Source organism: Nostoc sp. UHCC 0302 (assembly GCF_038096175.1).
GTDB lineage: Bacteria > Cyanobacteriota > Cyanobacteriia > Cyanobacteriales > Nostocaceae > UHCC-0302.
On sequence record NZ_CP151099.1, the window covers coordinates 6,266,260 to 6,280,107 of the forward strand.

Consider the following 13,848-nt stretch of genomic DNA (forward strand, 5'->3'; position numbering starts at 1 on the left):
TCTTATGCCTGAAGCGCTAGAAATCGAGCGTCACAGAGCTGCGATCGCTCGCACTGACATATCTCGCCCTGTACGATTAGCAATAGAGTCAGCATTCTTGGAAAAAGATACCACTTTTTTCGATTATGGCTGCGGATACGGTGGCGATGTCGAGCGAATGGCAAACTTAGGCTACACCAGTGCAGGCTGGGATCCTTACTATTTCCCGAATATCCCAATCACCCCTGCTGATGTAGTCAACTTAGGTTATGTCCTCAACGTCATTGAAGATGTAGAAGAACGCCGCCAAAGCTTAATTGAAGCTTGGAAACTTACCCAAAAAGTTTTAATTGTTGCGGCTCAAGTTTTGATTAATGCTCCTAGCAAAACTCAACTCGCTTATAACGATGGCATAGTCACACGCCGCAATACTTTTCAAAAATATTACGAACAAGAAGAACTCAAAACTTACATTGATGAAGTACTAAATGTAGATGCTGTACCAGCAGCATTAGGCGTCTACTTTGTGTTTCGCGATGAAGCCCAAAAAGAAAGTTACAAAGCCATCCGTTTCTTTTCTAAAATTTCTACGCCACGAGTTCGCATTCCTAGTAAGCGGTTTGAAGACTATCAAGAAAAACTCGAACCACTCATGGCTTTTTTTAGCAAGCGTGGCAGACTACCTGTAAAAGGCGAATTAGAAAATGAGCAAGAACTACTTAGTGAATTTGGGAACTTTCGCCGTGCCTTTGGTGTAATTTTACAAGCAACCGACGAAGCCGAATGGGATGCGATCGCTTACCGTCGTTCTCTCGACATCCAAGTTTACCTCGCTCTCACCCACTTTGATAAACGCCCTGGATGGCACAAGCTAGCACCAGAAATGCGTCATGATATCAAAGCCTTTTTTGCTAGCTACGAGGAAGCCTGCGAAGTCGCTGACCAAAAACTTTTCAGTTTAGGTAAACCAGGAGTGATTCAAACTGCTTGCGAAAAAAGCAAAATTGGTAAACATACCCGCGGTGCGCTTTACGTCCATGTGACTGCACTTGCTGCACTCGACCCCTTACTACGAATTTACGAAGGCTGCGCTAGTCGTACCATTGGGCGTGTAGATGGAGCCACATTAATCAAATATCACATTGATAAACCGCAAATATCCTATTTGTTTTATCCAGAATTCGACACTGATCCCCATCCAGCCTTAAAAGCGAGTATAACTATTGACTTAAAAACCTTATTCGTTACTCACCGAGACTATGAGAATAGGGCAAATCCGCCAATTTTGCATCGTAAAGAAACCTTTGTTACGAGCAACTACCCCCTCTATGAAGAATTTGCTAAACTCACCCAACAAGAACAGCAATTAGGATTGCTTCAAGGCAAAAGCGACATTGGCACTCGTGAAGGTTGGGAGAAATGCCTTGCCGCACACAGAGTAGAAATCAAGGGGCATCAGGTTTATTCGATTGAAGAAGGTAGTTAACGTATTCCTGACGCTGAAATACCAATTACGAATTAGTATAAGTTGGCATCTTTGCATGAAATTCTACAGCAGCTGTGGCAAGATATAGCGGTTCTGGTTTGGATGCAACACGCGGTAGGAAATATTGTTTTACCGCCACGACCTTCCATGCAATTGAAAACAGCTATGACTGCAATTCACAACAGGGGAGGAACTTGAAAAATTATGAATCCAGTGCGATCGCTGCTGCAAGTTTTCGGAAGCCGCAAGATGGCGGCTTTGTTATTGCTAGGTTTTGCATCAGGTCTACCGTTATTATTAATTGGTAATACCTTGAAGGCTTGGATGACTGTGGAAAAGGTAGATTTGGCCGCTATTGGCTGGTTTAGCCTTGCCGGGTTGCCTTATTCCTTGAAGTTTCTCTGGTCGCCATTACTAGATAGGTTCGCATTACCATTTTTGGGACGGCGGCGCGGTTGGTTAATCTTGACACAGATTGGTTTAATCATCGCGATCGCCTTCCTGGGTTTCCAACAACCCAAACAAGCATTACAGCTTTTAGCCATCAATGCTATAGTCATTGCTTTTATCAGTGCGACTCAAGATATCGCCGCTGATGCCTACCGCACCGACGTATTGGAAAAATTGGAAATGGGTGCTGGTGCAGCGGTTTTTATCTTAGGTTATCGAATTGCTCTGTTAGTCGCAGGTGCTTTAGCCTTGATACTTGCCGATAGGCTGCCTTGGTCATCAGTTTACTTGCTGATGGCTGGAACGATGGTAATTGGTATATTTGCCACTTTATTAGCACCTGAACCAGAGGCAATTAGCCCTCCAGCTTCCTTAGCCGATGCTGTAATCTTACCTTTTCGTGAATTTTTTCAACGTCAGGGTATTATCCAAGCTATTTTAATTCTTGTGTTCATTACCTTATACAAGCTAGGCGATGCTTTGCTCAGCAACATGACCACGCCCTTTTTGCTGCAAACTGGTTTCACCAAAACCGATATTGGAGCAATTCAAGTTGGCATGGGGTTAATTGCTACCATTGTCGGGGCGCTAGCAGGTGGTTCAATTTTGAGTACGATTGGTATCAATCGTTCACTTTGGGTGTTTGGTGTTCTCCAAGCTGTCAGTAATTTAGCTTACCTTTTTCTAGCCTATATCGGTAAAAACTACCAAGCTATGGTACTTGCTATTAACATAGAACAGTTTTGTGGTGGATTGGGAACAGCAGCCTTTGTTGCCTTTTTGATGAGTCTTTGTAATCAGCGGTTTTCTGCAACCCAATATGCTTTGCTTTCTAGTTTGATGGCTGTTAGCCGTGATATTTTGGCCTCTCCTGGTGGGGCGATCGCCCAAAGCACTGGTTGGCCTGTATTTTTCTTAATTACTATTGCCGCTGCTGTACCGGGACTACTTCTGTTGCCAGTGTTTGCCCCCTGGAACCCTCAACCAGTAGCAGTATCTAGACCAGGACTTGAGGAAGAAGAAGAGGATTTATGGGGAATCAAGTAGTTATTACTGTCGGCACATTCATTCTCTTAGTCACTGGTCTTTTACTTGGCTATGTCCTCTCTCAGTTAGTTTTAGGATTTCTGACGTTTAATCTCCTAACTTTTTTCGGAACACTCAGCCTAATTTTAATTTTTGGTACACTTTATTACGTTTTATTTTGGCAGTTGCGGAGAGAGCAGTCTCAGTCATCATTCAATGAAGCGAGTAGTCAAGGCACACAGTCACCCAATCAGGTAGAAGGAAGTGTATCTGATAGCTATCTCAAAAACAGGCTCATCGCTAAATTATCAGGTGATGCTGTCGCTGCCGAACGCTTAATTGAGCAGGCAAAGGAGAATTATCCTGGTATGCCAGAGAATTGGTATTGTGAGAGAGTGCTAGATGATTTGGATCGCGATCGACGGTAGAAGTGCTGAGTTAGGAGTAGAGACGCGATTATACTCTTACGAGAAGCCGCTCTTCGAGCGTCTACGCGTCTGTACAAGTCAAGAGTTGTTCTCCTTCATTCCCTCTGCCCCCTTGCCCCCTGTTTCAGTTTTCTATCACCGAAAAATCGCTAAAATAAATCAAGAAAAATTCACAAATCTTCAGCAACGTTTTCAAAAAAGTCTCTAGCTGCTTGTAATTCAAATATGGCTATTTTTCGTCAGTACATCGCACCATTACTTGCCGTATTGGTATTTATCTTTGCCTTGGTCGCAGTCAGCGCCCGCATTTTCTTACCCTCTGATATGGCAGCGCCTGCACCAATTGAAGAGGTAGGGGTGAGTCTTCAACCCACTCCCGCGGATTTACCGCCAGCAGCAAATAACTCAGCTAGTTAAGTGGCTGAGCGACTATTACCGGGTTACAGTATTCGCCAAGGCTCCACTTTAGATCGGGCGCTGCTGGTAAAGTTCATGCAACGAACTTACCAAGATATCTTTCCCAATCAAGAAGATTTTTCTCATTTAGAGCAAACAGTCAGACAATACTTTTCTGGCGACACACCCTTGTGGTGGGTGACGGAAGAAGGGGAGAAGGGGGAAAGGGGAAGCGATGCAGAAAAGGAGAAAGAGGGAAATAAAAACTTGAAAGTTACTCCCACTCTCCCACTCTCCCATTCCTCCACATCCCCCATCGCCTGCCTCTGGGTGGGTAATGCCATAGATCAAGTACAAGGTAATCGTCATGCTCATATCTTTATCCTCTACGTTGTACCAGAACATCGGCGTCGAGGTATCGGTACGGCTTTGATGCGATATGTGGAAAATTGGGCTACTCAAAGAGGCGATCGCCAAATTGGATTGCAAGTCTTTGAATCAAATAAACCCGCATTGAATCTTTACAATCAGTTGGGTTATCAAACCCAATCCCTATGGATGGTAAAATTTCTGAGTGCAGAAACATAAACTAAAGGATAGCGGTAACACACTTTAGTGTCTTAAGTTATGGCAGTTCTCGTTAAAATAAAAGTCAACGAGGGTGAAAAGAAAATTTTTAGTAACCCAACTAATACTTCTGAAGCTTTAACTTAATTGGCGCGGGGGTTATGTGTTGATCCCGATAAAGGGATTTAAATCAAATTATGTATGACGAAGACGACCTAAGCCTACTCGATGTTGAGGTGGAGCTAGAAAGCCCCTTAGATAAAATAGAGCCGCTAACTGCTGAGTCAGAAGTGGTAAAGCCTGATCCAGAAGAGATGTTAGCTCTTTTGTCAGCTCCCCAGCCGCCGCAACGAATGTTAGCTGCGCGTGCTTTTTGCGACATTGAAGATGCACGTGCTACTCCTCTTTTAATTCGCCTATTAACTGATACCTGTCCTTTAGTCCGGGTGAGTGCAGCATACGCCATCGGACGTAATCCCAGTCCAGATGCAGTGAGTCCGTTGATTACTCAACTCAACCAGGATTGGAATGGTTATGTACGTAAAGGTGTTGTTTGGGCTTTAGGAAATTGTCGCGATCGCCGTTCTTTAGCACCCCTAGCTGATGCCTTAAAAACTGACATTTCCGCAGTGCGTTTGTGGGCTGCTAGTGCCTTAGCACAAATGGCTGAAATTGGTTACGAGGCAGTTGTAGGAGCGATACCACCATTAATTGGAGCCTTAGTCCAAGACCCAGTAGCAGCAGTACGCAGTAACTGTGCTTGGTCAATTGGACAGTTGTGCCGCGAACTGCCTTCTAACGTAGTTTATGCTACAGCGATCGATGCACTGATTCAAGCCTTTGCCGAAGACCAAGATTTAGGAGTGCGTGAAGACGCTAAATCCGCCTTATTGGGCGTGGGTGACCCCCGTGGCTTGCAATTAATTGAAACCCTGGAACAAGAGGGATGGTTTTAATAATTCGTCATTTGTCATTTGTCATTTGTCAGTAGTTATTATCCCTCTCTCCCCTGCTCCCTGCCCCCTGCACCTCACTTCTTCATCTCTGACTAACTTTCAGTCACGGGCTTAACCAAATTTAGCTCATAGGGACGCTCAGTATCATCCTCACCCAAATATTCACCGTTTTGAATTTCGAGGATAACTAGCGGAATCTGTCCGGGATTTTCTACCTTATGCAAGGTTGCGGCGGGGACAAAAGTTGACTCATTGCGATTCAGTAATATTTCTTGCTCTCCACAAGTCACCTTTGCTACACCCGAAACTACCACCCAGTGTTCATTGCGGTGATAATGAACCTGGGGCTTAATGCCGTGCCTGGGTTTGATTTCAACACGGCTAATTCTATAACTTTCTCCCTCTTCAATCACCTCCACGTTACCCCAGTAACGTGTACCTGAATGTGAAGAAGATACGTTGATACTTTGCTGCCCATTATTCTCATTCTGAGTCATAAAAAAACTCCTACTAAGTAGGTGGACAAAAATCAATATTGCTCATCGGGCATGGGATATGGGGCATAGTAAATACAAGTTATATTAATCATGCCAGTTATTTAAATCTCTTTACCAGATGAGCATTGCTATTAATCAGTAATTTAGCGTAAAGCATATAAGGCTAGGTTAAGGTCAGAAAAGAAAATGCTTTCAACATCCAAGGCATTGCATTAAAGTTTAGTAATTATACCCCTATGCCCTATGACGCCAGTTCTCTCAAGTCGGGCATTGCCCGCCCACGAGACTGGCTCCCCTATGCCCCCGTATACTGAATCCGATAAATCCGATTATTAGCTTCTTCTGTTACTAAAAGACTACCATCAGGTAATACGAGTAATCCTACAGGTCGTCCCCAAGTAGTTGGTACAGACGGATTCAGCAAAAACCCTGTGAGAAAATCTTCATAATAACCTTGCGGTCGACCTTTAGTATCAAAGGGAACAAATACAATTTTGTAACCAGTGCCGCGATCGCGGTTCCAAGAACCACGAAAAGCAGTAAAAGCACCATTACGGTATCTTTCTGGAAACGTCTTACCATCATAAAACTGCAAACCTAATGCAGCTGAGTGTGCTTGAAATAACACATCTGGCGTCTGGGTACGAGCTACCAAATCGGGACGTTTACTTTTGTCATTCGTCTTTTGGCGCGGGTCGAGGTTGCTTGGTGCGAGGTAAGCATAAGGCCAGCCGTAGAACTCACCTTGCTTGATGCGTGTCAGGTAGTCTGGTACTAAGTCATCCCCGATGCCATCCCGTTCGTTGACAGCGGTGTAAAGTTCTTTTGTTACGGGGTGAAAATCAAGACCAACTGGATTACGTAAGCCAGAAGCAAAAGTTTGCCGCTGGGAACCATCCAAATTCATTACTTGCACTGAAGCCCGTGGTAGGGGTTCTTCATCCACATTGGTTCCTGAACCTATTGAAACATATAATTTATTGCGATCGGGCGAGACAATAACATTACGCGTCCAGTGGTTGTTGTAGCCTTCAGCAGGTAAGTCAGCAATTTTTCTCCCTTTACCTGTAATCTGGTTTTTACCTGCGGTATAGGGAAAACGGAGTACAGCATCTGTGTTTCCCAGGAAGAAGGAATCACCTGCAAAAGCCATACCAAATGGTCTATTGAGTCCGTTTGCGCCACTAGCAAATGTCTCACGAACATCAGCTATGCCATCGCCATTAGTGTCGCGTAACAGACGAATACGGTTTTGTCCAGTTTCTGTCACTAATACATCACCACTGGGAGTTAAAGCCAGCCAACGCGGGGCATCTAAATCTTCGGCAAAGACGTTAACTGTAAAGCCTGCTGGTACGTGCAGCACAGGCTTTTGGGGAATTGGTACAACCTCCGGTCGTTTAGAAGCACTTTCTGTAGAGAAGGGTGCTGGTAAATTCTTTAGGTTGATGCGGATGGGGGTGGGCGTGAGTCGTTCAGTCGGAATGATATTTTTTGGCTGTGTAGAATTCTCTGCTAATTGAGCCGAAGGTAGAGATTGTGGCGATGTCGGATTATCAGAGGAGGCACGAGTTTGATTACAGGCTGCTGCCGAAGTCAGTAACAAACATAGCAGCAAGAAACGTCCAGACACTTTCATGGCAGCAAATAAAAGATACACAATTTCTTACTATAAATTTGAAACTTAATTATTGTCGCCAATCTAAAGTCCGATTTTTTACTTATGAGACTGACGTTAAAATCAGTTGATATGCTGTCTATAATTTCCCGATAGCAAAGACAGCGCAACTCCGAACATATCAATTAAAAAAGGTAATCTTCAATCAGTGGCGGATCTGAATCCTCTACTGATTGATTCTGACTTCTGACTTCTCAATTCTAACTTCTGAGTTCTTCTTCAATATTTTGTGGTTGCTGCTGTCCTCACAAATCGGCTCCTCTTTTACAGTACATGGAAGCACCACTTGCACAATTGTTTTTTCTTTCGGCTTACTTTGGATTTTGAGTGTACCGCCATGCAATTCAGCCAAACGCTTGGCAATTATTAGCCCCAAACCTGAACCTTGTTGTTCGTAAAGTTTACGCTCAAATTGCTGATAAGCTCCTAGTTCTGCAATTTGCTCTGCCGTCATGCCTCTACCATGATCTATAAAAGATAAAGTAAAGGTATTGTTAACAGTTTTACTTGTCACCTGTATCAAAGTTCCTGACAGAGAAAACTTTAGAGCATTATCAATTAATTCTTCAACAATTTTATAAATTTCTCTCGCAGAAATATTTATATTACATGGGTAAAAATCTACTTTTAAATCTCCTTCTCGTCCAGCAGTTTTAGCTTTCTCAGTAATCAAGTTAGTTAATGCTAATGTCGGAAATTCAGTTTGCTGGCTTTGCAGCAATTTAATTCGTTGAGGATCGCTTGCCATAATTTCCAATTCTGCATATAACAAAAAGTTCTGAATTAACGTAAATAAACGTTCACCAGATTGATAAATGCCTTCTGCCATTTCACGAATTGTATGTGAATCTAATGTTTCACTTTCTTCCATTAGAAGTTGTGAAAAACCTAAAATCCCATTCAAAGGTGTTCGCATTTCGTGAGGAAGGGACAAAGCGATACTGTTACGTAAATTATCCAGCTTTTTTTGTGCTTGTCGATTAATAGCTATTTGTTTTTCTAATCGGCAGGTAATAGCTGCCAGTAATTCTGCTCTTTTAAAAGGTTTGATAATATAGTCGTCTGCGCCCAATTCCATACCTTGACGGAAATCAGTTAGGTCAGATTTTGCCGTTAGGAAAATTAAGGGAATTGTTGCTGTTACCGGATGTTGCCGTAATCCTTTAATTACTCCATGTCCGTCTAATTCCGGCATCATCACATCACAAATAATTAAATCGGGAGTTTCTTCTTGAGCTAGCTGCAACCCAAGATGACCATTTTCTGCGCCAATCACTTTGAAATCCTCAGCATCTAGCAAATCTAAAATATTTTGGCGCACGTTTATATCATCTTCAATCACTAGTATTTTCTTCATCATTACCTGAAATAATTATAGTAATTATTAATTTCTAGTTAAAAAAAATAATTTAATAAAAGCATTTTCTATAGCTATTAATTATTTTTAAAAACATATATTTTTGTTAAAATTAGTATTAGCAAAAGTTACGTAATTTTATTTTAGAAGCTGATATTTTTGGGTTAGTGGCAGAGTTACAGTAAAATTTGTACCAAATTCCAATGTACTCCTAACAGCGATTTTACCTTGATGAATATCTACACATTTTTTTACAATCGCCAGCCCTAATCCTGTTCCTAAAATATTGCCAACATTGGTAGCACGATGAAAAGATTCAAACAGGCGCGGCAAATCTTCTTCTGGAATGCCAATCCCCCAATCTTGAATTTCAATCACAGCTTGCCCATCTTCGCCAGTGAGAGTAAATTTGACATTGCTACCAATTGGAGAATACTTAATCGCATTTGACAGTAAGTTACTCAAAATGTGTCCCAGTAATTTCTCATCCATGCAGCATTGTAAAGATTCATATTGACTGGTAAAAGAAATCATGTGCTGATTGCCGAAATTCAACTGTATTTCTTCTACTAATTGCCAACAGTATTCCACCAAATCAAGGGGTTTTGGTCTGTATTCTAGTTTCCCCGCTTCTGCCTTACCGATAATCAACACATCATTCAACATATCTGTCATCCGCTTAACAGCGCTTTGAATGCGATGCAGATGAGTTAGTTCTTTTGCTGGCGTCCATTTGTGACGGTAGTGTTCTAGCAGTTCACAAGAAGAAAGAATAGTACTTAACGGCGTGCGGAATTCGTGGGAAGTCATGGAGACAAAGCGGGATTTGAGTTCGTTGAGTTCTTTTTCTTTTTCCAACGATACTCTGAGTTCTTGTTCTAATTGCTTGCGATCTGTAATATCTGCTAAGTAACCGACCATTTCCATAGGGTTGCCAGTTTCATCCCAGACTACTTTACCTTGGTCATATATCCAACGATAAGTGCCATCTTGGTGTAAAAAGCGGTATTCGAGTGAATACTGTCCTTGCTTCAATACCTTTGACAATTCCGCAAACACTTGAGTTGCGTCTTCTGGGTGGAGATGGCTAGCCCAAAAGCTCTGTTCTTCTACTATTTCCCGCGCTGTATAGCCCATCATCGCCACAACATTTTCGCTAATGAATGTAGCTCCGTAATCTCCATCAATCTTGCAGGTATAGATCACAGCTGGGCTAGAAGAGAGTAAATATTGCAATCTTTGTTGGCTTACAAGTAGTGCTGTTTCTGCCTGTTTACGCGCTGTTATATCAGTTTGAATGCCGATGTAGTGGGTGAGATAACCATCGGTGTCATAAACAGGAGAAATATTTAACTCGTTCCAAAACAAGCTGCCATCTTTTCGGTAATTAGGTAAAATTACGGTGCAGTCTTTTCCTGCTAGTATAGCAGCACTGAGTTCTTCTAACTCAGGTTGATTGATATCGGTGTTTTGGAGCAAACGAAAGTTCTGCCCGATCGCTTCTGCTGCACAGTAGCCGCTCATGCGTTCAAAGGCTGGATTAACATAGGTAATTGGTGCGTCTGGCATGGTGATATCAGCGATAATAATGCCATTACTGCTGGCAGCGATCGCGCGATCGCGCAGCCGTAAACCTGCCTCTGCTTGCTTGCGCTGGGTAATATCTGTATAAATGCTGACTGTCCCTACTATTTTACCACTGTGATCTTTAATCGCATCAGTACGTAAATAAATTTGTACATTTCTACCAAAGCAGGTTTGCATAATCACTTCACCCCGCCACGACTCACCCCGCTGAATATTAGCAAGTAATTTTTTACACTCTGTTTGGTGCTGAAAAATCACTGCAGCTCCTCCTGCACGCTGTAACTCTTCCAAAGTGTAGCCAAACAGTTCGATAAAGGCAGGATTGACGTAAATAGTTTCACCTGTGATATCAGCCATTCCAATGGCATCACTTGTGCTTTCTATAGCTTTGCGAAAGCGTAACAACGATTCCTCGACTAATTTGCGATATGTAATATCTGTAGAAATGCCACCAACAGCATAAGGAATACCATTGGCATCTTTTAAAGGAAACTGGACAGATAAGTAAGTGTGTATACCATCCTCGTGAAACACAACTTCTTCTGCTTCTATGGGAATATCATCTGCAATCACGTGACGGTTGTGAGACGCGAACCCATAGGCATTATTATGAGGCCACACATCTTCAATGCTTTTACCGATAATCTGGTCGTGGCTGGTATGAAATAGCTTTTCGTACTGGCGGTTGATTAACAGCAATTTACCTTGAGTATCTAAGACGTACATCACCGCTGGAGAATTATCTAAAAATGCCTGTAGCTGCTGTTGAGTCTCCCGTAAAGCAACTTCTGCTGACACCCGATCATCAATATCTGTATTTGTACCAAACCAACTTAAAATTTTTCCTTGGCGATCGCGCAGAGGTAAAGCGCGTACCAAATGCCAGCGATAGGTTTTATCAGTTCCCCTCAGCCAGCGTAATTCAATTTCTAATGGTTTACCTGTTGTTAGCGATCGTTGCCAACAGACAAGATAGTTGGGTAAATCGTCTGGATGGGCAAATTGCTGCCATTCCCAGTCTAAGGTTTGCTCTTTTGTGCAGGCTAAGAAGTCAAGAGTGCGTTGGTTAGCGTATTCAATACTGCCATTTGCTTGAGCTATCCAAACTTGTTGCGGTATTGATTCAGCCAAAAAGCGAAAGCGCTCTTCGCTTTTTTCTAGAGCCTCCTGTGCTTGTTTGCGTTCGGTAATATCTTCAAAAGTGCCAAGGATGCCTACTACATTACCTTTGACATCATGAAGTGGGACTTTATTAGTTTCTAGCCAAGCCTGTTTCCCATCTGCTTTGAGTAGAGGTTCAATTATGTGATATGCAGGCTTATTCATCTGCATTACCCTAGCATCACACTCGCGGTAGAAATCTGTTTCCTCTTGTTTCCAAGGAAAATCATCATCTCTCTTGCCCACAATATCCTCTGGATGGTCAAAACCAGCCGTTTTAGCAAAGTTACGATTACAACCCAAGAATACGGAATTTCTATCTTTCCAGAAAATAGACTGAGGGATGGAATCCATAATTAACTGCAACATTTGCTGAGATTGCCGCAGTTGCTCTTCTACAATTTCGCGCTCGACAATTTCAGACAATAGTTGCCTATTTGTTTGTTTTAAAACAATCGTTCGCTCAGCCACTCGCTTTTCTAACTCTTGGTTCATCTGTTGTAGAGCTGCTTGTGCTTGCTTGAGTTCAGTGATGTCTCGTCCTTCAGCAATCAACAGCACGACTAAGCCCGTTTCGTCTGTCTGCGGCTGTAAAGAAAAATCTAAGGTTCGTACTGTCTCGTCTGCACTGAGTACATCAACTTCGTACCGGACAAATTCACCCACCGCAGCAAGTGCTATTGCCGCTTTTAGTTGATTCTGGGTTACCTGAGAAATAGTCCACAATCGCGTCTGCCAATATGGACGCCCTAAAATATCTTGGGCTGCTAATTTGCCAAAATCGAGTAATGCTTGGTTAGCTTCTAGCACAATGCCCTGTGGTGATAGCAACGCAGTAAGCTGGAATGTGCCATTGAAAATGGCGCGAAATCGTCTTTCGCTCTCACGTAGGGCCGCTTCTGCTTGCTCGCGGTAGGTAATATCTACCGAAACTCCAATTAGACGAGCAGGTTTACCTGTGGTATCTGTCAGTACTATAGCACGTGATAGTAACAACTTATACTCTGACGCTCGTTCCTCTACAAGCATCTGATGTTCTACTTCAAAGGAGCCAATACTTGCGATCGCCAACTCGTTAGCCTGCACAAACTTTTCGCGGTCATCTGGATGTATTAAGTCAAGAACTTGACTGTAAGCTATTTCTTGAGTATTTCCTGGTTCACGAACCATACTCAAGAACAACATCCGGTCATTATCAAGATTGCGCTCCCAATAAATTGTCTTAGTCGCCTCTAGAGCTAAAGTTAATCGGGTGGCGTTTTCTTGGAATATCTCAAAAGCCAGCTTATGCTCGCTGATGTCTACGCAGGAGCCAATATAACCCTCAAAGTTCCCATTGGCTGAAAATCTCGGAACACCTGTACTGAGGAACCAACGATACTGCCCATCAGCACGCTTCAAACGATATTCCATCGAGAAGCTTTGACGGGATTTAAAAGCTGACAAGTAAATATTTAAAAGGCTTTGGACATCTTCTGGATGAACGCCTTCTAGCCAACCGTTGCCAAGTTCCTGCTCTAGGGTTCGTCCAGTGAAGTCTAACCAATATTGGTTAATAAACGTACATAAAGTATTAGTGTCTAATATCCAGATTAGTACTGGTGCGGTATTAGCCAAGACACGAAAACGTTCTTCACTCTCAGGCAATACCTGTAAAACTTGTTGCTTAGGCTTTTTCTCTGTTTGTTGTGCTAACGTTTGACAAATGCTTTTATAAGTAATTGTACCGAGAATTTGACCTTGGTTATCTACAATTGGGAGTAAATCCAATTGGGACTGCTGCAACGACGATAGTGCTGATGCTAAATCTTGAAATTGTGACAGATTGAGTGTGATGAGTGAGGTCTGCATAACTTCAGAAATCTTGGCTGTTCTCCAGTCTTCCCTTGAAGCCACGACTTGCAGCATATCCTGCTCTGTAAAGCACCCAACAACCTGCGAAGTTGATCCTATCAAGATACTTTTGCGTTGTGTTGCCATCAGTGCGATCGCATCTGTTAACAATGTTTCCGGCACAACCAACAGCGGCGAATAGTCAATTGTGGATTCTAAGCTTTGTAGCCCGAAAAGTTGGGGTAAGGCTTGCATAGATTACTACGATAGCTATGATCACTCAATAGTTATCTAAAACTACTTAAATCGAGTATGTTCTAACATTTTGACCCCAACTTAGTCATAACAACTGGAGTATAAACACGGTAAAACCCATGTTAATAAACACAACAAATTAGTATATATACAGTGATTGAGAAATAGAGAGAGAAGTGGAGACTAGGAATT

At 42.6% G+C, this 13,848-nt stretch carries 11 protein-coding genes; 7 read left to right on the forward strand and 4 right to left on the reverse strand.

The window, feature by feature from the left end:
* Positions 1-4 precede the first annotated feature (4 nt).
* The 7 genes from WKK05_RS27070 to WKK05_RS27100 all read left to right on the forward strand — a co-directional run bounded on the left by WKK05_RS27070 (position 5) and on the right by WKK05_RS27100 (position 5,288).
* Positions 5-1,465, forward strand: coding sequence for a DNA phosphorothioation-associated putative methyltransferase (locus WKK05_RS27070; protein ID WP_341526126.1), 1,461 nt, complete (start codon positions 5-7; stop codon positions 1,463-1,465).
* Between the two features lie 42 nt (positions 1,466-1,507).
* A complete protein-coding gene (locus tag WKK05_RS27075; protein WP_341526127.1) occupies positions 1,508-1,663 on the forward strand; it encodes a hypothetical protein in 156 nt (51 codons plus the stop codon).
* Between the two features lie 6 nt (positions 1,664-1,669).
* On the forward strand, positions 1,670-2,962 hold the full coding sequence (locus WKK05_RS27080) for an MFS transporter (RefSeq protein WP_341526128.1): 1,293 nt from the start codon (positions 1,670-1,672) through the stop codon (positions 2,960-2,962).
* Complete coding sequence (locus tag WKK05_RS27085) at positions 2,947-3,369, forward strand: ABC transporter permease (RefSeq protein WP_341526129.1); 423 nt, start codon at positions 2,947-2,949, stop codon at positions 3,367-3,369. Before WKK05_RS27080 ends, WKK05_RS27085 begins: the two co-directional genes overlap by 16 nt.
* 225 nt (positions 3,370-3,594) lie before the next feature.
* Positions 3,595-3,786, forward strand: a complete 192-nt coding sequence (locus WKK05_RS27090; RefSeq protein ID WP_341526130.1) for a hypothetical protein — start codon at positions 3,595-3,597, stop codon at positions 3,784-3,786.
* Positions 3,787-4,353: a GNAT family N-acetyltransferase gene (locus WKK05_RS27095; protein ID WP_341526131.1), complete on the forward strand. Its 567-nt coding sequence runs from the start codon at positions 3,787-3,789 to the stop codon at positions 4,351-4,353.
* Positions 4,354-4,529: 176 nt separating this feature from the next.
* Complete coding sequence (locus tag WKK05_RS27100; protein WP_341526132.1) at positions 4,530-5,288, forward strand: HEAT repeat domain-containing protein; 759 nt, start codon at positions 4,530-4,532, stop codon at positions 5,286-5,288.
* Positions 5,289-5,380: 92 nt separating this feature from the next.
* On the opposite strand, the gene WKK05_RS27105 is transcribed toward WKK05_RS27100, so the two are convergent.
* The 4 genes from WKK05_RS27105 to WKK05_RS27120 all read right to left on the reverse strand — a co-directional run bounded on the left by WKK05_RS27105 (position 5,381) and on the right by WKK05_RS27120 (position 13,656).
* Positions 5,381-5,785 (reverse strand): phosphomannose isomerase type II C-terminal cupin domain, encoded by a 405-nt coding sequence (locus WKK05_RS27105; protein WP_341526133.1) that lies wholly within the window; start codon positions 5,783-5,785, stop codon positions 5,381-5,383.
* A 295-nt stretch (positions 5,786-6,080) separates the two neighbouring features.
* Positions 6,081-7,424: a sorbosone dehydrogenase family protein gene (locus WKK05_RS27110; RefSeq protein WP_341531206.1), complete on the reverse strand. Its 1,344-nt coding sequence runs from the start codon at positions 7,422-7,424 to the stop codon at positions 6,081-6,083.
* Positions 7,425-7,629: 205 nt separating this feature from the next.
* Positions 7,630-8,820, reverse strand: a complete 1,191-nt coding sequence (locus WKK05_RS27115) for a response regulator (protein ID WP_341531207.1) — start codon at positions 8,818-8,820, stop codon at positions 7,630-7,632.
* 138 nt (positions 8,821-8,958) lie between these two features.
* Positions 8,959-13,656, reverse strand: a complete 4,698-nt coding sequence (locus tag WKK05_RS27120) for a PAS domain S-box protein (protein WP_341526134.1) — start codon at positions 13,654-13,656, stop codon at positions 8,959-8,961.
* Between the last annotated feature and the right edge of the window lie 192 nt (positions 13,657-13,848).